Below are 22,827 nucleotides of genomic sequence, written 5' to 3' on the forward strand. Positions count from 1 at the left end.
CGGCCTTCCTCTTCAAGATTCCGATTGCTCGATCTCTTCGAGCGAGCCCTGGATCTCCAGCCACTGCTCTTCCAGTTCGTCCATCCGCTTGCCGTGTTCGCCATGCTCGGCCATGACCTTCTGGCGTTCCGCGCGGCGCTCGTCCGAATAGAGATCGGGATCGGCGATGACGGCATCCAGCGCCTGCAGCTTGGCGCGCAGCTTTTCCATTTCGGCATCGACCTTGGCCAGCTTGCTTTCCAGCGGCTTGCGCAGCGCCGAGAGGCGTTGGCGCTGTTCGGCCTCGGCCCGGCGTTGCGCCTTGCGGTCGACGACGGGGTCGCTGTTGGCGGCGCTTTCGCGAGCCGCCTCGGCGCGCTCGCCGGCATTGCGGGCGGCCAGCCAGTCCCGATAGTCTTCCAGGTCGCCGTCGAATTCGCGCACCGCGCCGTCGGCCACGATCCAGAAGCTGTCGACCGTGGTGCGCAGCAGGTGGCGGTCGTGCGAGACCAGCAGCATGCTGCCGCCGAAGTCCGCCAGCGCCGTGGCCAGGGCCTCGCGCGTTTCCACGTCCAGGTGGTTGCTGGGTTCGTCCAGCAGCAGCAGGTTGGGCTTCTGCCAGACGATCAATGACAGCGCCAGGCGCGCCTTTTCGCCGCCCGACATGGGGCCCACCTTGCTGGTCACGGTATCGCCCGAAAAGCCGAAACCGCCCAGGTAGTTGCGCAGCTCCTGTTCGCGGGCCTCGGGGGCCAGCCGCGCCAGGTGCGCGATCGGGGTGCTGTCCACGTCCAGCATGTCGAGCTGGTGCTGGTGGAAATAGCCGATGGCCAGCCCGCGCGAGGCGCGGCGCTCGCCGGACTGCACCGGCAGTTCTTCGGCCAGCGTCTTGATCAGCGTGCTCTTGCCCGCGCCGTTGGCGCCCAGCACGCCCACGCGGCTGCCCGCGCGCACCATCAGGGTGACGTCGCGAAGAATGGGCACGGCCTGCCCGGATGCGTCGGTGTAGCCGGCGGACAGGTGCTCCAGGGTCAGGAGCGGATCGGGCACCTGGTCGGGCGAGGGAATGCGGATATCGATGCCGGCCTCGGCCTGCAAGGGCGCCAGCACCTGCATGCGGGCCAGCGCCTTGACGCGGCTCTGCGCCTGCTTGGCCTTGGACGCCTTCGCCTTGAAACGGTCGATGAAGCCTTGCAGCCTCGCGGCTTCGCGGGTCTGGCGTTCGTAGGCGATGTTGCTCTGGCGCAGGCGCTCGGCGCGCTGCGTCAGGAAGTCGCCATAGCCGCCGCGGTAGCGCACCAGCTTCGCATGGTCGAAGTGCAGGATGGACTTGGCCACCGCGTCCAGGAACTCGGTGTCGTGGGAGATCAGCATGACGGTGCCCGGATAGGCCCCCAGCCATTTCTCCAGCCACAGCATGGCGTCCAGGTCCAGGTGGTTGGTGGGCTCGTCCAGCAGCAGCAGTTCGGACGGCGCCATCAGCGCGCGGGCCAGCGCCAGGCGCATGCGCCAGCCGCCGGAGAAGCTCTCTACCGGCTGCATCCACTCGGCGGGCTTGAATCCCAGGCCCGCCAGCAGTTGCTCGGCGCGCGAGGCCGCGCTCCAGGCGCCGGCTTCCACCAGCGCCGCTTCCACTTCGGCGATTTGCGTGCCTTGCTCGTCCGTCAGGGCGGCGCGGCGCGCCTGCAATTCGCGCAAGTGCACGTCGCCGTCGATGACGAATTCACGCGCGGGGCGGTCGTCCGCGTCGATCTCCTGCTCCACGCTGGCGATGCGCCAGCCGGCAGGCATGGTCAGGGTGCCGGCGTCCAGGTCCAGGTCGCCGGTCAGCAGCGCGAACAGCGTGGACTTGCCGGCGCCGTTCTTGCCGACGATGCCCACGCGCTCGCCCGGGTGCACGACGAAATCGGCGCCGTCCAACAGCACTTTCGTGCCGCGGCGCAGGGTCAATCCAGTAGCGCGTATCACAGGCTCAATTGCTCGCGGGTAAGCAGCAGAAGCTGGTCCGAGGCCGCTTCCGTATCAAGCCACACCGGAGACAGCTGCGGGAACGCGGCTTCGAAGAAGTCGCGTTCGTGGCCGATCTCCAGCACCAGCACGCCCTCGGGCGCGAGGAAGCGCGGGGCGGCTTCCAGGATGCGGCGCACCAGGTCCATGCCGTCGTCGCCGCCGGCCAGCGCCAGCTGCGGCTCGTGCAGGTATTCCTCGGGCAGGGCGTCCATCGAGCCGCTGTTCACGTAGGGCGGATTGCAGACGATGACGTCGTACTGGCGCGCCGGCAGATTGTCGAACAGATTGCTTTCGTGCAGGTCCAGCCGGTCGGCCAGGCCGTAGTCGGCCACGTTGCGGCGCGCCACGTCCAGCGCGTCGGGAGACAGGTCCACCGCGTCCACGTGGGCGTAGGGGAAGGCCAGGGCCGACAGGATCGCCAGGCAACCGGAGCCGGTGCACATGTCCAGCACGCGCTCGACGGCCAGCGGATCCTGCACCCAGGGCGACAGCCCTTCATCCAGCAGTTCGGCGATGGGCGAGCGCGGCACGATCACGCGTTCGTCCACGTAGAAGCGGTGGCCGCGCAGCCAGGCCTCGTTGGTGAGGTAGGCGGCCGGCACGCGTTCGGTGACGCGGCGGTCGATCAGGTCCAGCACGCGATCGCGCTCTTCGCCCAGCACGCGTGCATCGAGGAAGGGTTCCAGCGTGTCCAGCGGCAGATGCAGGGCATGCAGCGTCAGGTAGACAGCCTCGTCCCAGGCGTTGTCGCTGCCGTGGCCCAGCGCCACCTGCGCGGCGTTCAGGCGCGAGACGCCATAGCGGATCAGGTCGCGCAGGGTCTGCAGTTCTAGGCGGGGGGATGGATGCATGGCTGGCTTTCTTGATGAGGCCGCCCCTCGGGAAACGGAAGCTCCCGAGGGGCGGAGGGCCCGCGCGGCAAGCGCGGGACGGGTTACGACTTGGCGGGCAGGAGGTTTTCCAGCGTGCGCCGATAGATGTTTTTCAGCGGTTCGAGCGAGGAAATCTCGATGCGCTCGTTGACCTTGTGGATCGTGGCGTTGCACGGGCCGAACTCGATCACCTGCGGACAGATCTTGGCGATGAAGCGGCCGTCGGACGTGCCGCCGGTGGTCGACAGCTCGGTCGACACGCCGGTTTCGTCCTTGATGGCCGACGACAGCGCTTCGCTGAGCGAGCCGCGCGGCGTCAGGAAGGGCTCGCCGCCCAGTTCCCAGTCCAGCTCGTACTCCAGGCCATGGCGGTCCAGCGCTTCATGCACGCGGGCCTTCAGGCTTTCCGGCGTGCTCGCGGTGGAGAAGCGGAAGTTGAAGAGCGCGACCGCCTCGCCCGGCACCACGTTGGTGGCACCGGTGCCCGAGTTCAGGTTGGACACCTGGAAGGTCGTGGGCGGGAAGTACTCGTTGCCCTGGTCCCATTCGATGCCGACGATCTCGGCCAGCGCCGGCGCCAGCTGGTGCACGGGATTGCGCGCCAGATGAGGGTAGGCGACGTGGCCCTGGATGCCCTTGACCGTGAGCTTGCCCGAGAGCGAGCCGCGGCGGCCGTTCTTGCAGATGTCGCCCAGCACGTCGCCCGAGGTGGGCTCGCCGACGATGCAGTAGTCGAGCTGCTCGCCGCGCGCCTTCAGCGCGTCGCAGACGATGGCGGTGCCGTCGATGGACGGGCCTTCCTCGTCGGACGTGATCAGGAGCGCGATCGAGCCGGCATGCTGCGGGCGGGCCGCCACGAATTCCTCGGCCGCCACCACGAAGGCGGCGATCGAGCTCTTCATGTCGGCCGCGCCGCGGCCGTACAGGTAACCGTCGCGTTCGGTGGGCACGAACGGATCGCTTTCCCACTTTTCGCGCGGGCCCGGAGGCACCACGTCCGTGTGGCCGGCGAACACCGCCAGCGGCGCGGCGGTTCCGCGCCGCGCCCACAGGTTGGTCACGCCGCCCTGGGCGATGGTTTCGCACTGGAAGCCGATGCGCTCCAGGCGCGCGGCAAGCGTGGCCTGGCAGTCTTCATCGGCCGGCGTTACCGACGGGCGGGCGATCAGGTCCTTGACCAGATCCAGCACGGCGGAGGCCGGCGCGGACGCGGATGTGCTCATCAGGCCCTCAGCAGATCGTTGATGCTGGTCTTGGCGCGGGTTTGCGCGTCGACACGCTTGACGATGACGGCGCAGGCCAGGCTGTGCGAGCCGTCGGCCGACGGCAGCGAGCCGGGAACCACGACCGAGCCCGAGGGCACGCGGCCATAGGTGATCTTGCCCGTGGCGCGGTCATAGATCTTGGTGCTTTGCGACAGGAACACGCCCATGGCCAGCACCGAGTTCTCTTCCACGACCACGCCTTCCACGACTTCCGAGCGGGCGCCGATGAAGCAGTTGTCTTCGATGATGGTGGGGTTGGCCTGCAGCGGCTCCAGCACGCCGCCGATGCCCACGCCGCCCGACAGGTGAACGTTCTTGCCGATCTGCGCGCACGAGCCGACGGTGGCCCAGGTGTCGACCATCGTGCCTTCGTCCACGTAGGCGCCGATGTTCACGTAGGAGGGCATCAGCACCACGTTGCGGGCGATGTAGGCGCCGCGGCGGGCGACGGCGGGCGGCACCACGCGGTAGCCGCCTTGCTTGAAGGCGTTGTCGCCGTATTCCGAGAACTTGAGCGGCACCTTGTCGTAGAACTGCAGCGGAGCCTGGCCCATGATGGCGTTGTCGCTCAGGCGGAACGACAGCAGCACGGCCTTCTTGATCCACTGGTGCACGACCCAGTCGTCATTGATTTTCTCGGCGACGCGCAGGCGGCCCAGATCCAGGCCGTCGATGGTGTGCTCGACCGCTTCGCGCACTTCGGCGCTCGCGTCGGTGGGCGACAGATTGGCCCGGTTTTCCCAGGCTTGTTCGATGGTGGTCTGAAGGTCGAGAGTCATAGCGGCTCAGCTTTTAAGGGTTGATCAAACAGAAGTATGCACAAAATGGGCGATGCGCTCGGCGGCCTGCACGCAGTCGGCCAAGGGCGCCACCAGGGCGATGCGGATGCGGCCCTGGCCCGGATTCGCGCCGTGCGCTTCCCGCGCCAGGAAGCTGCCCGGCAGCACGGTAACACCAGTTCGGCCATAAAGGTCGCGCGCGAACGCCGTATCCGAGCCCGGCGTGGCCGCCCACAGGTAGAACGAGGCTTGCGGACGGGACACGTCGAGCACGTTCTGCAGGATGGGCACCACCGCGTCGAACTTTTCGCGGTACAGGCGGCGGTTGTCCTTCACGTGCGCTTCGTCCGTCCAGGCCGCGATGCTCGCCGCGGACACGATCGGACTCATCGCGCTGCCATGATACGTACGGTACAGCAGGAAACGGCCCACCAGCGCGGCGTCGCCCGCCACGAAGCCAGAGCGCAGCCCCGGCACGTTGGAACGCTTGGACAGGCTGGAGAACGCGACCAGGTTGCGGTAGTCGTCCCGGCCCAGGCGGCGTGCCGCCTGCAGCCCGCCCAGCGGCGGATTGCCTTCGTCCAGGTAGATCTCGGAATAGCACTCGTCCGAGACGATGACGAAACCGTGCCGGTCGGACAGCTCGAACAGCGTCTTCCACTCGTCCAGCGACATGACGTTGCCGGCCGGGTTGCCGGGCGAGCACACGAAAACCAGGCGCGTCTTCTTCCAGACGTCCGCAGGCACCTGGTTCCAGTCGCTGCTGAAATTGCGCACCGGGTCGGCGTTGACGAAATAGGGGGTGGCGCCGGCCAGCAGGGCCGCGCCCTCGTAGATTTGATAGAAGGGATTGGGGCACACCACCACCGATCCCGCCGACGGATCGATGACCGTCTGCGTGAACGCGAACAGCGCCTCGCGCGAGCCCAGCGCCGGCAGCACCTGCGTCTCCGGATCCGGGGCGGGGATGCTGTAGCGGCGCGCCAGCCACTCCGAGATCGCCCGGCGCAAGGCCGGGTCGCCCTTGGTGGACGGGTAGACCGACAGGCCCGCGAGATTGTCGCGGATCGCCTGTCCGACGCGCTCGGGCGCGGCGTGTTTGGGCTCGCCGATCGACAGATTGATGGGCGTCAGGCCGTCCGGCTGCTGGGCGGCCGAGGCCAGCAAAGCCCGCAGTTTTTCGAACGGATAGGGGTGTAGAGCATCGAGGCGCGGATTCATGACGCAAGATTTTAACAAGCAAGCTACAATAGCGGGCTTGGCTTTGCGAAGGTGGCGAAATTGGTAGACGCACCAGGTTTAGGTCCTGACGCCGTAACAGGTGTAGGGGTTCGAGTCCCCTCCTTCGCACCACCTATTGTCTGACACTGTTCTGACCTTGCGTCAACGATGTCATGGAACCCCCGAGGAACGAATTCCTCGGGGGTTTTTTTGCCCACGAATTTAATGCGTCCCTATTAAATTTCCCACTTTGCTACGCCAAATCCACGCCAGGATTTACACCAAAGAGGGGGGCAACGGGCTCTTTCCGCAGGCGTGGAGACAGCGCCCCCGCAGCGCCGACCGGGTTCGGAGTGGCGGCGATCAAGGGCGTAGGAGCACGCCCTGGCCCTGCACCTCTCGAACCACGAATCTGAATTGGGAGTCGCTTCTGCGGCACATTTCGGAATCACTGCCGCCTTGCACGAAGAAAAACTGCTCCATGCCGTCCCGCTGAAAGAGGCAATAGCCTCCCGGCAAATCGTTTCTTCCGACGTCGCCGTCAGTGCCCCAGATTCTCGACACGGTAGGTTTTCCAGTGGGAATCTGGACGAAACGCAGGAAAATGGCCGTGCCCGTCTGAGCAGGCACGCCGCCGCATTGGGCAGGGCTTGCCATGGCTCGGCACTTCGACATCAACATCTGGATGGCGGCTTGAAGTGTTGGCAGACCGCATACGGCGCTGGCTCTGGCGGTCACGTTCCCATTCGTTATATGCAGGTTGGCCGCCCAGCCGGGTTTGCATTTCCCGACCTCTTCCACCGTCCATAGTGGCAAGCTGAGCTGTCGGTTAGGCCGGTTTTCAATGTCGAGGGTCCGGCTTTTCGCCTCGGATTCGGAATTCGCGGCGATCAATCCGAATCCGGCGTGCGGAAGCTGGCCATCAGTCCTCGGCTGCTTCATTCGAGTGAGATAGTACGCAGCCCCGGTCGATCCGCTTCCTGTTGTGTTTGAACTGCTCGCGCTTGCGTGAGAGGGCGCTGTGGATCGCGGCTTGGCGTCAGTTGGGGGCAGGTGCGCCATTGGATCTACAGGGTTTCCATTCAAACGAACGTCGAACGTTAGTTGGACGCGTGTGGCATCGGTACTCCCCATTGTCGCGATCTTCTGTCCGCGTTTCACGATTTGCCCAGTTTGAACGAACAACTCTTGGTTGTTGCCGTATGCCGTCATAAGGCCATTATCGTGTTGGATGACTACTAGATTTCCGAGGTCCTTGACCCCGTCGCCCGCGTATTTCACCTCCCCATCCGCGGCCGCGGTGATCGGGCTGCCGGCTACGCCCGTGATGATGATGGCCTTTTTCAAGAAAGGGGTCGTGGCCTGCTTAACATTTCTGCTTGTCGTGGGCCAAGCGAGCTCTTGCGCGATCGAGGCGGCGCTTGCGACGATTAAGAGCAGAGAGAGGCAGTAGCGCATGATCGCCGGTCTGGCTTTGTGTCGCATGGCTTCGTCCAATAGGTAGGTTCCCGCAGCGCTTGTTCGAACCATAAGTTGCCTTAGCATACCGGTGCGCGACTTTTTTCGACTCCCTCAATTGGGGGAGGCGCGGTCCAGAATTTTCGGTTCACCATCGAGCGCAATGGCTATGGCAATCTCCACTGTGGCTCTATTTCCTTTCGCAGCTTCTGCGCGGCGCCTCCAGCAGTTCCGCCATCATCCGATCCGCACTCCATGACGCAGCGCTCGTCCGCCACGTCCACAATCGGGTCGTCGTGGATATCCGCCCAGGAGGCCGGCTAGGGCTCCGCCGTTCACACGCTCAGGCTCAGACCGAGAGGGGAGGACATGGAGATCCGCGCCGGAATCCGCCGCGGCCTCATTACAATGCGTCCCTCAATGCTCAACAGGCGGGGTGTTCGGAATGTCGAAAATGGTCGACACGTTCAATGAAGGCTTTCGGATAGCAAAGTTGTTTCTCTCCATGGTCAGAGAGGGCAAACAAGCCCTCGCGGAAGACGGCCACGGCGGTCGCGCCTCCTTTGAATATTCGCAGCCGGTCTTGTCTGCCATCGCCGATCTGTCGCGCCAGCTAGATGCGGTAGCGAGCAGCATCGTGGACGCCGTGGAGAAGAAGTTCGAGCAGAATCAGTACGAGCGCCTCGGGGCGGCCGTGAAGACCGTGAAGCTGGCGCTGGAAGTACGGGATCGAACGCTGTTGGCGTCCGCGGTCGCTTCGTTGTCCGAGCAAGTTGAACAAGCTAAAAACAGGCTTGCCGAAGGGAAATCCAATTGGTTCGGCCCATGGCTGGCCGGCGAATCGGTTCGTCTGATATCGCTTCATGCGCTGGCCGTGGACGAAGGCGGGCGGAGCGCCGTTCGAGCGCTAGCGACGGACCTTCGCGAAAATGTGCTGGAGTATTCGCGCGGCACGCTCGAGTTACAGCGGCGGCTTCCATGGAGGCAGATTGCCGACTTCATAAAGGGCGATAGCGAAGATATCCTGAGCCTGCTTGCGAGCGATGCGCCCCAAGCGGCGGCACGAGACCGGCTGGTGCTCCTTGAAGACACTGGGGGCGAGTCGGACTGGAAGGTGATAGGGCTTCGTGTCTCCATTGGTCAGCGCTTGGAGGTTGGAGACATCATGTTGGATCTGGAGGGGGCCAAGGCAATCCTTGAGATCCCAGCCAGGGAGGAAGGCACGATTCGAAGAATCCTGGCCAATGTGGGCGATACGTTGAAACCGGGCGATCCGCTGTTCGAACTTGCATAGCATGGCCCCAATACTGAGCGATTTCGCCCGGGCCCTGGTGCAAGCGGATGCTTGCCATTTCCTCGAAACCGGCGACCCTGCGACCTCGGCAGGAAGCGAAGGTTGACAGTCGGGGCGCGATCAAAGCTGCGACTCAATCTGCAACCGGCGACTTTTTCGTGGCGCCGAATTTCAGCCGGCTGTCCGGGGCGCGTCGCGGCGGCTCAGTATCAAACCCACAGTCGATACACCCAAAACGACTCGTCCTCCGCGAATCGCCGCGCGAACTCGCCCGGTGAAAAGCCGGTAATGCGTTTCACGGCACGGCTCAGGTGCGCCTGGTCGGCAAAGCCCTCATCGTGGGCGATCCCTGCCCAATCCAGAGCCCCCGTGTTTTCGAAGCGGGCGCGGGCGGAAAAGAACAAGCCCTCCGTCTTCACGAGCGACTGCCATTCCCGCAGCGAGCGGCCGCTGTACGCCTTGATGCGACGCTCGACGTGGCGCGGGCTGTGGGACCGCCGCCATTCGTGTGCTTGCCAGGACAGCCGGTTGACCCAATGGCGGCCGGCTTCGCGCAACGAGGGGGAAGGCGAGGCGGGAGAGCCGACTGCGCGCCAGCGCGGCACCAGGTGCCGCTGAAGCGCGGCGAGCGCGGCAGCGTCATCGTTCGAGGCCAGCAGGTCTGCGAGGAGCGGCTGCCAAGCGTCGCGGAGCAGCTCGCGCGCATCGACGGTCCTGTCCTGAATGGCGGCCAGATCGATCTGGAACAGGGATTGAGCCGCGCTGGCGTCGAAGCAGATCATCCCCACGCGGCCTCCGGTCGGCGCCCAGCTTACGGTGGGGCTGGAGTGGGTGCCGGAAAGCACGATGGGCGAATCAAATGGCGTCCATTCGACGTTTTTCTCCGTGTGTTCGACGTTGCCCGCCTCGGCATCCTGGAACCACGTCAGGCTCACCAGGGGCGAGGCGGGCAGGTGAGTCAGGCGTTGTGCGTCGGTCAAGGCGACGCCGCGCGTATCCCGGCAGACGACCGCGGTAACGGCGCCTTGCAAGCCGAGCGGGGCGAGATGAAGACGTCCGCGCGGGACTTGGCCGCCCATTGCCGCGATGGGAGCGCGGGTCAGGGGCTCGGGGCAGGAAAAAACGGCGGGCGTCGGGTCCATGAGCGCGGAGTATAGGGGAGCTGCGCCGGGCGAGGCTGCCGATGTCGTTTGCGTTCAAGAGGTTCCGCGGCGTTCGGCCCAGAATCGGGCAACCGTCCACAAGGATTACCGACATCGTGAGCACCCCGTCAGAACGTCAATGTCCGATTCATCGCAATGCCTCCGCCGCGACGCGGGCCGAGGGTTCCGCGGATAAGTGGCCGCCCGGTCCGCGGGCGGGCCTGACGGGATGGAAACTACTGAGAGCCATGGCAGGCGATTTGCCCGGCGCGTTGGCCGCATGGCGGAAGTCGCACGGCGACGTCATGCATCTGCGGATCTGGCCGGAACACACGGTCGTCGTCACCGACCCTCGACTCGCTCGGGAGCTTCTGGTCGCGCACCATGATGCGCTGATCCGTTGGGAACGAGGCATTCGTGTGTTTTCGCAAGTGCACGGCCACAGCGTGCTGACCGCGGAAGGAGAGGCATGGCGTCGCCGCCGGCACGCCCTGGTTCCCGGTTTCTCCCCCAAAGCCGTTCAGCGCCTTTCGCCGACGATAGTCGACACCGCGGCGCAGGCGTTCGCGCAGTGGCCGCAAAACCATGCCTACTGGCCGATCGAACGCGAGCTGACGACGTTGACCATGGACGTGATTCTCCGCTTGGCATTCTCGGATCGTCTCGGGGAGGACGTGCGCGCGGTCGAACAGGCCGTCCGCGTAACGAGCGCAGCCGCCAATGCCGAGTTCTATAGCCTGTTCAGCGGGCCGGATTGGTTGCCCTGGAAGCGCGAGAAGCGACGCGCATTATGGACGTTGAAAGAACTGATCGAACGGCATATACAGAGCCGTCTGAAACGGCCGCGCGAAGCATGGCCGGAAGATATCCTGACGCGCCTTCTGCAATCCCGCGAAGACGCATCGGAGCAGACGCTTCAGGACGTGCGCGATGAATGCATGACCACCTTCCTCGCGGGCCACGAAACGACGGCGGCGAGTCTGGTGTGGTGGGCATGGTGCATGGCTTCCAATCCCGAAGCGCAAAGCGCCGCGCGCAAGGAAGTCCGGCGGGTGTTGCGGGGCAGACCGCCCGCGGTCGAGGCATGCCAGGAAGCCGCCTATCTGACTCAAACGATCAAGGAGGCGTTGAGGCTTTATCCCGTCGCGCCGCTACTCATGAGCCGTCGTGCAGAATGCGCGATCAAACTGGGGGAGTGGACGTTCCCGGCGCGCACGCTGTTCATGATCCCGGTGCACGCCCTGCATCACGACCCGCGATGGTTTCCGGATCCCGAAGCGTTCCGGCCCGAGCGCTTTGCGCAGGACGCGGCGGAAGTGCCGCGGGGCGCCTATATTCCGTTCGGCGTGGGGCCGCGAGTCTGTCTGGGGCAGCATTTGGCCATGGCCGAAATGACGGTGATCGCTGCGCAATTGCTGCGGCGCTTCACGCTGGCGGTTCCAGTTGGCATGGCGCCGCCACGTCCCGTGCTCAATGTGACCCTTCGCCCGGAGCAGCCTCTGCACCTGGCGATTGCCGAGACGGACGAAGACGCCGATTGACCGACGGATAGCGGGCCGGAACTCCGCTCCGCCGCGTCCGGCCGGAACTTTTGTGCGGGTGCAAACTCTGATCCCATTCTTCCCAGACATGGCCAAGGAGTGCCCGATGAAACTCAAACCCTTGCCCGACGCGGTCGCGGATCCCTTGGCATTCGAGGCGGAAGCCCAGGGATGGCGCGGGAATGGTGCCGTTTCGCTGGCCTCCAATGTGTCCGCGATGTCTCCGGTCGAGCTGATGCGGCATGCGCTCGTGAAGCTGGAAAACTCATCCGTGTATCAAACGCCGGAAAAAGCTGCCGCGATGCAGTATCTGGTCAGTGCTATCAGCATGGTCAGCGTCGTCACGTGCAGTTGAACGCGGGCGCGGAGCCCCGGGCCCGCGCATGAGCGGGCGCGCCCGCGCGGCGCGCTTTTGCCTGCAAGACCGGTAAACGCCGTTTGATTGCTGCGGCGTTTTGCCGCGCGGCGTCGCCCTTAGGGGTATACGCCAGTGCGAAAACTCGCATTTTTCATATATCTTCCCGCTCTCGGTGGATGCTTGCCCATAAAACAGCACGATAAGGAGGGCCTTCCATGGCGCTCAAGCACGCTGCATTTCTGGATGTCATCGATGCGCGGGTCCCGCGGCGCGGGGTCGCCTTGTTTCTTCGCGTTGCCGGTGAAACGGGCGCGCTGTCGCGCACGCCGGCCAACTGACCGTCCATCCGCGTTCTGGCGAGGTGAGCCGTGCACAAATTGCTGGCCGACTGGTGCGAGATGCTGAGTGTGTTGCTGCGGGACGTGGCGGACATGCAGGCCACGGCGGAGGCGCGCGACAGGGCGTTGCGCCTCGCGCACCGGCATTCCTGCCAGGCCCCCATCTGTTTCCGGATGTCCGACACGACGATCGGCCTGCTGGCCGAGACGCTGAATTGCGCCGTGCGCGCATCCTGCGCCCGCCATGACAGCGCCGCGTGGATGCGGGCCCTGGACCAGGCCTACGCGCAGTTCCTGCAATACCTGGCCCGCGACGAGGAACACTGGTCCACCTGCGGCCCGGAAGGAAACGCTATCGGCTGCCCGCCGCCTCGCGTCCATCTGGGCGGGCGCGCTTAGTTCGAGGCGCGGACGCCGCGGACGCGCCGCTTGTCGATCTTGACCACGGTGTCGCGGCCCTGCTCGACGTCGAGCTGGATGGCGGCGTGGACCTTGGCGCGGCTCGCTTCGATCCGGTGCGCGCACGACCAGCCGCGTTGGCTGGCGACGGTGAGTTTGCGATCCAGTTCCTGATGCCGGCGGCGTTTGCTTTCGGTGGACATGGTGCTGAGTTCCTGGTCGGTGATTAATCGCATGTGACGCTCCTGGAGTCGGTCGATGGGTGTGTCGGCCTCTTGACGGGTCTGCACGTAGAAAGTCCTCGCGGCGCGCATGGCCGCGAAGACGGAAAACGGAGAAAGAAGGGGAAGAGAAGCCGGACGGCCGATTCCGTGGGGAACGGCCGCGGCCGATCGCTACCGCATGGCGGCGGACGCGAGCGCGCTGGGAAGGGGCGAGGGGAGGAAGCGCAACGGCAAGGCGGCAGCGGGCCGTGCTGCGTCAGGGATCGACGGCACCCGCTTGTTTTGATGAAGAGGAATCATGTCCTGGACATCAGACACCGCGCGCACTCCTACCGCGGACGCGGCCGCGCGATGCTGCGCGGCCGGCCGGACGAGGCCCCGCGTGGCGGGGCCGTACTGTTCGAATGGCCCGTACTATGCCTGTTTAAAAATATATTGCAAGCCGCGGGCCGCAGCGGTGGCGAACGCGGCCCGCCGGGAACCGGGCGCTCGGTGTTTTTCCTCCTTGACACCCTTCGCGATAGTCCATAAAGTCACCGCACAGATTTAGATAAAAGACCATCTGTAAGATGGTCTTTTATCGCGTGCACGTTGCGTCGACCTCTTACAGAAATAATTCCAAGAGGAGACCACTGTGCAATCATCGACCGTCAAAATACGTGGCATCGACGATGTCATCGCTTATATCGATTCACGCCCGGGCATCGTAGGCAGGGCCGGCCTTATCTGGTGGCTGGCGCTGGGCGGATTGTTCCTCGACGCATTCGCGAACTCGGCGCTGAGCGCGGGCCTGGGCCCGATGACGCGCGACCTGGCGCTGTCGGCCGGGCAGGTCGCGCTGATGACGTCCTTCGCGTCCTGGGTCGCCATCGCCTTCAACCCGATCGGCGGGTGGATGGCGGACCGCTGGGGCCGCATACGTCCATTGATCATCGCCAAGCTGCTCGCCGTGATCGGCGCGGTGCTGGTGGTGTTCGCGCCTTCATTCGAAGTCATCCTGGCGGGCCGCTTCTTCGTGGGCGCCGCCTACGGCATCGACTTCGCCATCGCGATGGCGGTGCTGGCCGAATTCACGCCCGTCAAGCTCAAGAGCCGGCTCAATACCTGGCAGGGCATGTGGTACACGGCCGTCTGCAGCAACCTGCTGCTGGCGCTGCTGTTCCATTCGTGGGACGTGGGTGATTCGATCTGGCGCTATTCGGTCGCGGCCACCGCGATCTTCGCCCTCGTGATCCTGGTGCTGCAGATGAGCTATATGGTGGAGAGCCCCATCTGGCTGGCCCGCAAGGAACGCGTGGTGGAAGCGGCCGCGGCGATGACCCGCATCTACGGCCGGACCTTCGCGGCCGCGCCGGTCGAGGAACGCGTGCCGGTCAAGAATCAGGCCCGTCGCGGCCTGGCCAACGTGCTGCTGATCTTCCGCAGGGTGTACCTGCCGCGCACCATCCTCGCCGCCACCGTGCAGATCGGGCAGTCGATCCAGTACTTCGCCGTGGGCTGGTACCTGCCGCTGATCAGCGCGGCCCTGTTCGGCAAGGACTTCGTCTACGCCACGATCGGCGCGCTGGTGTTCAACATCTTCGGTATCTTCGGCGGCTTCATGTCGCCCCTCATCGGACGCAAGCTGGGCCTGCGGCGCGCGTCGGCGTTCGGCTTCGCCGCCGTGTTCCTGATGCTGCTGATCCTGGGCACCTTCCACGGCAAGATGCCGCTGTGGCTCGCGGTGGTGGTGCCTTCGCTCTTCATCCTGTTCCACTCCGGCGGCCCGGGCGCCAACGGCAAGAGCCTGTCTTCCCTCTCGTTCCGCGGCGAGCTGCGGGCCGGCGCGAACGGCATCATCGGCGCGCTGGGTTCGATCGGCGCGGCCGTGGGGCTGCTGGTGTTTCCGATCTTCCGCGAGAACTACGGGCTGGAAAAGACCTTCCTGATCCTGTCCATCGTTCCGCTGGTCGCGAGCATCATCTGCTTCACGATCAAGTGGGATCCGACGCGCACCACCATCAACCCGGACAACGAGGACGGCGCTCCGCAGTTCAAGGACGACGCGGCGCCGGCCACCCTGGACCCCGCTATCGGAAAAGCCGCGCGATGACGAACCGAAAAGTGATTCTGGCCATCGACGAGGGCACGTCCGGCACGCGCGCGGCGACCGTGTCGGCCGACGGCCACGTGTCTTGCCTGGAGTACGTCGCCTTGCAGGTAAGCACGCCCAGGCCCGGGGTGGTCGAGCAGGACGCCGACGTGATCCTGGAGAAAACGATCGCGGTATGCCGCGGCGCGATCGAGCGCGCGCGGGGCGAGGGGCAGGAGATCGTCGCGCTGGCGATCGCCACCCAACGCGCCACGGCCGTGCTGTGGGACACCCGCAGCGGCCGGGCGCTTGCGCCGGCCATGGTGTGGCAGGACACGCGCTACGTGGACGAGCTGGACCTGCTGGCGCCGCAATGGGACCAGCCGCTGCTGGCGCGCGTGGGGCGGCCGGTCGGGGTGCGCTCGCTCTATCTCTGGGCGGCGCATCATCTGCGTGAAACGCCGCAGGTGGCCGAGGCCTGGCGCGAGCGGCGCCTGGCCTTCGGCACCGTCGACAGCTGGCTGCTGTGGCACTTTGCGGATCGGCGCGAATGCGTCACCACGCCCACCAACGCCACCTCCGCCGGCGCCTACGTGCTGGCCGAGCACCGCTATTACCCGGAGTGGCTGGCCACGCTGGGCTTTCCCGCCGAACTGCTGCCGGCGCTGCGCCAGGACGCCGACGACTTCGGCCGCACGCGCCAGGAGGTGCTGGGCATCGACGTTCCCATCCTGGCGTCGGCCGGCGACCAGCACGCGGGCGCGGTCGGGCTGGGCTGCCTGGACCGGGGGCAGGCCATGTGCGTGCACGGCACGGGCAGCTTCGTCGACCTGATCATCGGGCCGGAGCCGCCAGTGAATTCGGGGCGGTTCGAGGGTTCGCTCACGATGACGGCGCGCCGCCAGGACGGCGTGTCGCATTTCGCGGTCGAGACCTTCGTCGCGACCACCGGCTCGGCCCTGAACTGGGTGTGCGAGAAGCTGAAGTGGTTCCGGGATGCGCGCGAGATCAGCGCGCTGGCCGCCACCGTCGATTCCTCGCGCGGCGTGACGTTCGTGCCGGCCCTCACGGGCCTGCGCGTGCCCAGGATGGAAGCCTCCGCGCGCGCATCGCTGACGGGCGTGTCGATGGCGACCACGCAGCCCGAAGTGGCCTACGCCATCCTGGAAGGCATCGCGCATTCCGTTGCCAGCTGCATCGAGGCGGACGAAGAGGTGTCGGGCGTGCGGGTATCGGAGCTGGTCGTGGGCGGCGGGCTCTCGGGCAGCGATGCGCTTTTGCAGATCCAGGCCGACCTGGTGGGCATACCCATCCGCCGCATGCAGGAAGCCGATCGCGCCAGCCTGCGCGGCGTGGCGTTCCTGGCCGGTTCGTCCGGCCTGTTGTGGAACTCGCTGCAGGAAGCCCGCGAGACGACGGTGACCGACGCGGTCTTCGAGCCGCGGCTCGACGAAGGCGAAAGGCGGCGGCGGCGGGCCCTGTGGCACTCGCGGGTGGCCTCGGAGCTGGAGCACGTGGAGCAATTCAAGCAGGACAAAGAGGAGGTCTTGGAAAAATGATCGGGTGGCTATCCAGAAAGCCCAGGAAGGACCGGGCTGAAATGACCCGAACGGAACCTTTGCGGCTGAACCGGCAGGAACAGCTGGACCGGCTGGAAACCGAGCAGTTCGACATCGTCATCGTCGGCGGCGGGATCACCGGCGTCTATGCGGCCTTGGATGCGAGCCTGCGCGGCTACCGCGTGGCCGTCATCGAGAAAGACGACTTCGCGTCTGGCACGTCCTCGAAATCCTCGAAGATGGTGCACGGCGGCCTGCGCTACATCGAGCAGGGCAATCTCGGCCTCGTGCGCCATTCGCTGCACGAGCGCCAGCGGTTGCGCCGCAATGCCCGGCACCTGGTGCAGCGGCTGCCGTTTCTGTTTCCCATCCTGGAGAAGGACGGCGTGTTCGACAAGCGCCTGTCCAAGGCCTTCGAGAGCCTGCTCTGGACCTACGACGTGGCGGGCGGCTGGCGCGAAGGCATCCTGCACCAGAAGCTGACGCCGGCCGAGGTGCTGTCGCACTGTCCGACCTTCAAGGAAGAAGGGCTGCTGGGGGGATTTCTGTATTTCGACGCGCGGGTGGACGACGCGCGCCTGACGCTGACGGTGGCGCGCACCGCCGCCTTCCACGGGGCCGCCGTCGTCAACCACGCCAAGGCCGTGGAGATCACGCGCAATGCGCGGGGCAAGGTCGACGGCGTCGTCGTCCAGGCCGGCGGGCGGGAGATCCGCGCGCGCGCCGGCGTGGTCGTGATGGCCACCGGCGTCTGGCTGCGCGACTGGACCGGCGCCCGCAAGGACGATGCGTCTTCGCTGCAGGTCCGCCCGGCCAAGGGCGTGCACGTGGCGGTGCCCTGGCTGAAGGTGCGCAACGACTGCACCGTGACCATCCCGGTTCCCGGCCGCAGCCGCCGCGCGACGATCACGCGCTGGGGCAACCTGTCCTATCTGGGCACCACCGACGAAGACTATGAGGGCGACCTCGACGACGTGTATTGCACCCGGCGCGAACTGGACTTCCTGCTGGAGGGCGCGCGCTCGGCATTGAAGGTGGACCTGCGGGCCGAGGACGCAGTGGGCAGCATCGCGGGCTGTCGGCCGCTGGTGGCCCCGCCGGGCGGAAAGACCCTGGAAATCAAGCGCAACCACGTGATCCGCGTCGCCGACGACGGCCTGGTCACGGTCGTGGGCGGCAAGCTCACCACCTCGCGCCATATGGCGGAGCAGACGATAGACGCCGCGCAGCGGGTGATCGGCAAGACCGCCCGTTGTCAGACCCGGCGCGCCTACCTGCTGGGCGCGGCGGGCTACGACCCGCAAGCCATCGTGGCCTCGGGCGGGCTGTCCGCCCATCTGGGCGAGCGCTACGGCACCGAGGCCCGCTTCGTCAGCGACATCCTGGAGCAGGCGCCGGCGCTGGTCGCGCCCATCGTCGAGGGCCTGCCCTACACCGAAGCGGAAGTCGTCTACGCCGCCCGGCACGAGCTCGCCGGCACGGTCGAGGACGTGCTTTCGCGCCGCATGCGGGCGCGCCTCATGGCGCGCGACGCCTCGGCCCGCGCCGCCGCGCGCGTGGGCCAATTGCTGCAGGCCGAACTCGGCCTGCCGGAAACCGTTATCGCTCGGCAGGTCGCTGACTACCTCGCCGCCATCAAGCACGAAAAGTCGATTCTCATGGGAGAGCAGTAATGATCAGTAAAGAAGCCATCAAGCGCGGCTACAACCGTGGCAACTACGTGGTGGGCGCGCACACGCCGCCGGCCTACGCGGCCGCGTTGACGCAGACGGGCACGGAGCCCGGCCTGCAGCGCGATCCCGTGGCGGTGCCGGGCGAACTCGTCGCCGCCCTGCGCGGCGCCTGCGACGAGGTGCTGACCGCCACGGCCGAGGTGGTCGCCTGGACCCGCGACTGGTGGGCCGGCTCGATGATGACGGAGACGGCGGGCAGGCCGGCCACGCCGCAAGCGGTGATCGCCAAGGCGTCCACGGTCGAGCAGGTGCAGGCCGTCATGCGCATCGCCAACGCGGCCGCCGTGCCGGTGACGGTGTCGGCGGGCCGCAGCAACGTGACCGGCGCGGCATTGCCGGTGCGCGGCGGCATCGTGCTGGACGTGTGCGCGTTGAACCGGCTGATCGGCGTGGACCGCGAAAGCCAGATCGTGGAAGTCGAGGCCGGCATGTTCGGCGACGTGTTCGAGCAGACCGTGCAGGGCGAGTACGGCCTGACGATGGGCCACTGGCCGTCGTCGTTCGGCATCAGCACGGTGGGCGGCTGGGTGGCCTGCCGCGGCGCGGGGCAGTTGTCGACGCGCTACGGCAAGATCGAGGACATGGTGTTCGGCATGGACGTGGTGCTGGCCGACGGCAGCCTGATCACGGTGGGCGGCTATTCGCGCGCGGCGCTGGGCTCGGACCTGCAGCAGGTGTTCATCGGCTCGGAGGGCACGCTGGGCGTGGTGGTGCGCGTGCGCCTGAAGCTGCATCGGCTGCCGGATTACGGCCGCGCCATCGCCTATGGCTTCAAGACCTTCGCCATCGGGCTGGATGCCTGCCGCGAGATCATGCAGCGCGGCGCGAATCCGGCGGCGCTGCGCCTGTACGACGAATTGGAAAGCGGGGTGCAGTTCAACCGACCCGACCTCAACGTGCTGCTGGTGGCCGACGAAGGCGCCCGCCCGATCGTGGACGCGGTCATGGAGATCAGCGAAGGCGTGTGCGAGGAACTGGGCGAGAAGCTGGACGGCGCCGCCGTGTTCGAGCGCTGGCTGGATACGCGCTACCTCACGGGCAAGAGCGCCGAGGGATTCAAGCGCAGTCCGGGCTTCGTGGCCGACACGCTGGAAATGGCCGGGCGCTGGAGCGACCTGGCCGCGATCTACACGGAGGTGGTGGCGGCCATCAACGCGGTTCCCGGCACGCTGGCCGGGTCCGCGCACCAGTCGCACGCCTACGTCGACGGCGCCTGCCTGTATTTTTCGCTGCGCGGCGAGGTGGAAGTCGAGAACCGCGCCAAGTGGTATCGCCAGGCCTGGGATGCCGCCAACGCGGTGCTGATTAAATACAATGCGGCGCTCAGCCACCACCACGGCGTGGGCCTGCTGCGCGCGCCGTACATGCAGGAATCGCTGGGCAGCGGATTCCAGGTGCTGAGCGCGATCAAGCGCACGCTGGATCCGCAGAACATCCTCAATCCCGGAAAGCTCGGCCTGAGCGACGAGCTCCACTACGACCAGGACAGGCGGTAACCATGGACAGATCATTCGGGGCATGCCTGGCGCGCCATCCGGTCATCGCGACGCTGTACGGGGTTGAGCAGATCAACACCTTCGTCGGCAGCGACGCCGAGATCGCCATCGTGGCCAACGTGGAGCTGCGCAAGCTTGCGCCGGTGATCTCGGCGCTGAACCGGGCGGGGAAATTCGTCATCGTCAATATCGACAGCTGCGAGGGCCTCTCCCAGGACAAGGGCGGCGTCGAGTACCTGGCCGATATCGGCGTGGCGAGCCTGGTGTCCACCCGGGTGGCAACCATCCAGCGGGCCAACCGGGCGGGCATGGTGACCATGCAGAAGGTGTTCGTCACCGACCGCTCCACCTGGCCGCGCAGCGTGAAGGCCCTGGAGCAGAGCGATCCCAACCTGGTCCAGCTGATGCCCGCGCCGATGCTTTCGCACATGGCGGCGCAGGACCTGAAGGCGCTGCCGCCCATCGTCGCCTCGGGCTTCGTGTGCAACGAGACGGACGTGGGCATCGCCATGCGGCACGGGGCGGTGGGCGTGTCCACCAGCGACCATGCCTTGTGGGGACTGGATCCTCGCCGGCTCAAGCAGTAAGCGGCGGCGGGGCGGGCTCCGCGAGCCCGCCCCGCGCCCGCGTGCTAGTCCGTCCGGACGATCCCCGAGCCGGCCCGGCGGCGCTACCGTGTTCGAGGCAGGGACGCCGGTGCCGGGGAGCGAACAAGAAATGTCAAGATTTGCATTGCTTTAACGTTGCCGTTCCCGTCACGCGATACCGTTGGGTTTTCGTTTTTTGGGGGTGGAAATGTACTCGCTATCGAAGCGTTGCGGCGCGGAATTCTTCGGCACGTTCTGGCTGGTATTGGGCGGTTGCGGGGCGGCGGTGCTGGCGGCGGGCTTTCCCGAGCTGGGCATCGGTTTCGCCGGCGTGGCGCTGGCGTTCGGCCTGACCGTGCTGACGATGGCGTTCGCGGTGGGCCATATCTCGGGCGGCCACTTCAATCCGGCCGTGACGGTGGGCCTGGTGGCGGGCGGCCGTTTCCCGGCCAAGGAAATCGCGCCCTACGTCATCGCGCAGGTGCTGGGCGCCATTGCGGCCGCCGCGGTGCTGGCCTGCATCGCCAGCGGCAAGCTGGGCTTCGACCTGAAGGGCAGTCACTTCGCGGCCAACGGCTATGGCGCGTATTCGCCCGGCAAGTATTCGATGGTTTCCGCCCTGGTGACGGAAGTCGTGCTGACGGCGGGCTTCCTGTTCGTGATCCTGGGTTCGACCAGCAAGCGCGCGCCGGCCGGGTTCGCGGCGATCCCCATCGGCCTGGCGCTGACGCTCATCCATTTGATCAGCATCCCGGTGACCAACACGTCGGTCAATCCGGCCCGCTCCACCGGCCCCGCGCTGTTCGTGGGCGGCTGGGCGCTGGAGCAGCTGTGGCTGTTCTGGGTGGCGCCCATCGTCGGCGCCATCATCGGCGCGATCGCCTACCGGCTGGTGAGCGACCCCGCCAAGGAATAGGCGGCACCGCCCGCGGGCGCGGCCGGTTCCTGCAATCGGCCCCGATTCCGCCTGGACCCCGTCGGCTTGGCCGGCGGCGTCCGGGCGGTTTTGCGTTGAGCGCCCCGAAACGCGGGCGCCGGCGCGCCGCTTCGAGGGGGCGGGCGATAATAGAGCCCAGCCGATAGCCTGGCGGCGGCCCGACCGGGCCATCCGGGAAGAACAAGAAACACGAAGCACCCATGAGTCAATTTTCCATCGCCATCCATCTCACGCTCGCCATGCTGCTGGGCGCCGCCGTCGGCCTGGAGCGCCAGTGGCGGCAGAACTACGCGGGCGTCGTCACGCACGCCCTGGTCGCCCTGGGCGCGGCCGCCTATACCGCCTTGCCCGCGCTGCTGGACGCCAGCAACGATATGCGCCTGGGCAGCCAGGTCGTGACGGGCATCGGTTTCCTGGGCGCCGGCCTGATCATGCGCGACGGGCTGACCATCCGGGGCCTCAGCGCCGCGGCCACCATCTGGGCCACCGGCGCCGTCGGCGTGCTGGCGGGCTACGGCTTCCTGGCCGAGGCCGGCGCCGTGACCGCGCTGATCCTGGTGACCAACGTGGTGCTGCGCGGCGGCGCGAGGCTGGTGGACCGCTACGTGCCCGAGGCGGAAACCGAAGAGCGCTACTACAACATCGCGCTGACCTGCGCGTCGGCGGACGAGGCCCTGATGCGGGCGGAGCTGTTGAACGCGCTGGGCAAGCACAGCCTGCGCCTGCGCGGCGTGGAAAGCCAGCAGCGCGACGGCGGCCGCTCGGAGGTCACGGCGGTGGTCTACTCCATGCGCCAGGAAGACGAGCGCGTGGAAAAACTGGTGGGCAGCCTGAGCCTGCTGCCGCAGACTTTCTCCGCGAGCTGGACATCGGACACGGGCAACGCCTGAGCCCGCGTCGGGGCGCAATCAGGACGCCGTAAGTCGGATCTCAATACGCTTGCAGGTCGTATCCAGACCATGAGCGCCGCCCGTGAACCCTGCTTCCCCCGCCGCCGCGCCGTCCGGCCCCGCGCACTATGACCGCGTCACCATCGCCTTCCACTGGCTCACGGCCCTGCTGGTCGTGGGGCTGTTCGGGCTGGCCGAGGCCTGGGGCTTCCTGCCGCGCGGGACGCCGACGCGGCGCCTGCTGCAATCGCTGCACATTTCGTTCGGGCTGGCGTTTGCCGCCGTGCTCGTGCTGCGCGCCGCCTGGCGCCTGACCGCGGGCCGGCGCCTGCCGCCGGCGGCCACCGGCTGGTTGCGGGTGGCCGGCACGGGCATGCACGGCCTGCTGTACGCGCTGATGGCGGCGCAGATCGTGCTGGGCTTCCTGTTCCGCTGGGCCCAGGGCGAGCCCTTCGCCTTTTTCGGGCTGTTCGACGTGCCCACGCTGATCCCGATCGACCGCGAGCAACGCCATTTCATCGGCGGCCTGCATAACACGGTGGCCTGGACGATCATCGTGCTGGCGCTGCTGCACGCGCTGGCAGGGCTTTTTCACCATTATTTCCTGCGCGACGGGGTGCTGCGCCGGATGCTGTCGAGCCGCTGAGCGGGGGCGGACGTCCCCGGGGAGTGAT

At 66.6% G+C, this 22,827-nt stretch carries 21 protein-coding genes and 1 tRNA gene; 14 read left to right on the plus strand and 8 right to left on the minus strand.

Annotated elements, in window-relative coordinates; all coding sequences use genetic code 11:
- Positions 1-12: 12 nt before the first annotated feature.
- From ADE01S_RS16135 to dapC, 5 genes are all read right to left on the minus strand, one after another.
- Positions 13-1,947, minus strand: coding sequence for an ABC-F family ATP-binding cassette domain-containing protein (locus ADE01S_RS16135; protein WP_087881352.1), 1,935 nt, complete (start codon positions 1,945-1,947; stop codon positions 13-15).
- Positions 1,944-2,840, minus strand: coding sequence for a 50S ribosomal protein L3 N(5)-glutamine methyltransferase (gene prmB / locus ADE01S_RS16140; RefSeq protein ID WP_062682747.1), 897 nt, complete (start codon positions 2,838-2,840; stop codon positions 1,944-1,946). Before prmB ends, ADE01S_RS16135 begins: the two co-directional genes overlap by 4 nt.
- 83 nt (positions 2,841-2,923) lie before the next feature.
- Positions 2,924-4,084 (minus strand): succinyl-diaminopimelate desuccinylase, encoded by a 1,161-nt coding sequence (gene dapE / locus ADE01S_RS16145; protein ID WP_062682748.1) that lies wholly within the window; start codon positions 4,082-4,084, stop codon positions 2,924-2,926.
- A complete protein-coding gene (gene dapD, locus ADE01S_RS16150; RefSeq protein WP_062682749.1) occupies positions 4,084-4,905 on the minus strand; it encodes a 2,3,4,5-tetrahydropyridine-2,6-dicarboxylate N-succinyltransferase in 822 nt (273 codons plus the stop codon). Before dapD ends, dapE begins: the two co-directional genes overlap by 1 nt.
- A 24-nt stretch (positions 4,906-4,929) precedes the next feature.
- Positions 4,930-6,126, minus strand: coding sequence for a succinyldiaminopimelate transaminase (gene dapC, locus ADE01S_RS16155; protein ID WP_062682750.1), 1,197 nt, complete (start codon positions 6,124-6,126; stop codon positions 4,930-4,932).
- A 45-nt stretch (positions 6,127-6,171) separates the two neighbouring features.
- Here dapC and ADE01S_RS16160 point away from each other — a divergent pair.
- Positions 6,172-6,258, plus strand: a tRNA-Leu gene (locus ADE01S_RS16160).
- A 231-nt stretch (positions 6,259-6,489) separates the two neighbouring features.
- Here ADE01S_RS16160 and ADE01S_RS31270 read toward each other — a convergent pair.
- Complete coding sequence (locus ADE01S_RS31270; RefSeq protein WP_165695607.1) at positions 6,490-7,623, minus strand: murein hydrolase activator EnvC family protein; 1,134 nt, start codon at positions 7,621-7,623, stop codon at positions 6,490-6,492.
- 415 nt (positions 7,624-8,038) lie between these two features.
- Here ADE01S_RS31270 and ADE01S_RS16175 point away from each other — a divergent pair, with 415 nt between their 5' ends.
- Positions 8,039-8,878 carry a biotin/lipoyl-containing protein gene (locus ADE01S_RS16175; protein ID WP_062682753.1) on the plus strand — a complete coding sequence of 280 codons (840 nt, stop codon included), beginning with the start codon at positions 8,039-8,041 and terminating at the stop codon, positions 8,876-8,878.
- Between the two features lie 209 nt (positions 8,879-9,087).
- Here ADE01S_RS16175 and ADE01S_RS16180 read toward each other — a convergent pair whose 3' ends face one another.
- Complete coding sequence (locus tag ADE01S_RS16180; RefSeq protein ID WP_062682754.1) at positions 9,088-10,020, minus strand: helix-turn-helix domain-containing protein; 933 nt, start codon at positions 10,018-10,020, stop codon at positions 9,088-9,090.
- Positions 10,021-10,136: 116 nt separating this feature from the next.
- Here ADE01S_RS16180 and ADE01S_RS16185 point away from each other — a divergent pair, with 116 nt between their 5' ends.
- The 4 genes from ADE01S_RS16185 to ADE01S_RS16195 all read left to right on the plus strand — a co-directional run bounded on the left by ADE01S_RS16185 (position 10,137) and on the right by ADE01S_RS16195 (position 12,656).
- Positions 10,137-11,561, plus strand: a complete 1,425-nt coding sequence (locus ADE01S_RS16185; protein WP_062682842.1) for a cytochrome P450 — start codon at positions 10,137-10,139, stop codon at positions 11,559-11,561.
- A 106-nt stretch (positions 11,562-11,667) separates the two neighbouring features.
- Positions 11,668-11,916, plus strand: coding sequence for a hypothetical protein (locus ADE01S_RS16190; RefSeq protein ID WP_062682755.1), 249 nt, complete (start codon positions 11,668-11,670; stop codon positions 11,914-11,916).
- Between the two features lie 218 nt (positions 11,917-12,134).
- Positions 12,135-12,257: a hypothetical protein gene (locus tag ADE01S_RS32115; RefSeq protein ID WP_255220865.1), complete on the plus strand. Its 123-nt coding sequence runs from the start codon at positions 12,135-12,137 to the stop codon at positions 12,255-12,257.
- A 30-nt stretch (positions 12,258-12,287) separates the two neighbouring features.
- Positions 12,288-12,656 carry a hypothetical protein gene (locus ADE01S_RS16195; protein WP_062682756.1) on the plus strand — a complete coding sequence of 123 codons (369 nt, stop codon included), beginning with the start codon at positions 12,288-12,290 and terminating at the stop codon, positions 12,654-12,656.
- Here ADE01S_RS16195 and ADE01S_RS16200 read toward each other — a convergent pair.
- Complete coding sequence (locus ADE01S_RS16200; protein WP_062682757.1) at positions 12,653-12,892, minus strand: hypothetical protein; 240 nt, start codon at positions 12,890-12,892, stop codon at positions 12,653-12,655. The two genes, ADE01S_RS16195 and ADE01S_RS16200, sit on opposite strands and share 4 nt — an antisense overlap.
- A 622-nt stretch (positions 12,893-13,514) precedes the next feature.
- Between ADE01S_RS16200 and ADE01S_RS16205 the strand changes: the two genes are divergently transcribed.
- The 8 genes from ADE01S_RS16205 (at position 13,515) to ADE01S_RS16240 (ending at position 22,799) form a co-directional block, all read left to right on the plus strand.
- Entirely contained in the window at positions 13,515-14,972 is a 1,458-nt protein-coding gene (locus ADE01S_RS16205) for an MFS transporter (RefSeq protein ID WP_062682758.1), read from the plus strand.
- The gene (locus ADE01S_RS16210) at positions 14,969-16,510 is read left to right on the plus strand and encodes an FGGY family carbohydrate kinase (RefSeq protein ID WP_062682759.1); all 1,542 of its coding nucleotides are present in this window, start codon (positions 14,969-14,971) and stop codon (positions 16,508-16,510) included. Before ADE01S_RS16205 ends, ADE01S_RS16210 begins: the two co-directional genes overlap by 4 nt.
- Positions 16,507-18,183, plus strand: a complete 1,677-nt coding sequence (locus ADE01S_RS16215; protein ID WP_062682760.1) for a glycerol-3-phosphate dehydrogenase/oxidase — start codon at positions 16,507-16,509, stop codon at positions 18,181-18,183. Before ADE01S_RS16210 ends, ADE01S_RS16215 begins: the two co-directional genes overlap by 4 nt.
- Positions 18,183-19,739: an FAD-binding oxidoreductase gene (locus tag ADE01S_RS16220; protein ID WP_062682761.1), complete on the plus strand. Its 1,557-nt coding sequence runs from the start codon at positions 18,183-18,185 to the stop codon at positions 19,737-19,739. Before ADE01S_RS16215 ends, ADE01S_RS16220 begins: the two co-directional genes overlap by 1 nt.
- Positions 19,740-19,741: 2 nt before the next feature.
- Positions 19,742-20,326, plus strand: a complete 585-nt coding sequence (locus tag ADE01S_RS16225; RefSeq protein ID WP_062682762.1) for a glycerol-3-phosphate responsive antiterminator — start codon at positions 19,742-19,744, stop codon at positions 20,324-20,326.
- A 208-nt stretch (positions 20,327-20,534) separates the two neighbouring features.
- Positions 20,535-21,242 (plus strand): aquaporin Z, encoded by a 708-nt coding sequence (aqpZ, locus tag ADE01S_RS16230; RefSeq protein ID WP_062682763.1) that lies wholly within the window; start codon positions 20,535-20,537, stop codon positions 21,240-21,242.
- A gap of 221 nt (positions 21,243-21,463) precedes the next feature.
- Complete coding sequence (locus ADE01S_RS16235; protein ID WP_062682764.1) at positions 21,464-22,153, plus strand: MgtC/SapB family protein; 690 nt, start codon at positions 21,464-21,466, stop codon at positions 22,151-22,153.
- An 82-nt stretch (positions 22,154-22,235) separates the two neighbouring features.
- Positions 22,236-22,799 (plus strand): cytochrome b, encoded by a 564-nt coding sequence (locus ADE01S_RS16240; protein ID WP_062682765.1) that lies wholly within the window; start codon positions 22,236-22,238, stop codon positions 22,797-22,799.
- Positions 22,800-22,827: the final 28 nt, after the last annotated feature.

It is taken from the genome of Achromobacter denitrificans NBRC 15125 (assembly GCF_001571365.1).
Lineage (GTDB): Bacteria > Pseudomonadota > Gammaproteobacteria > Burkholderiales > Burkholderiaceae_B > Achromobacter > Achromobacter denitrificans.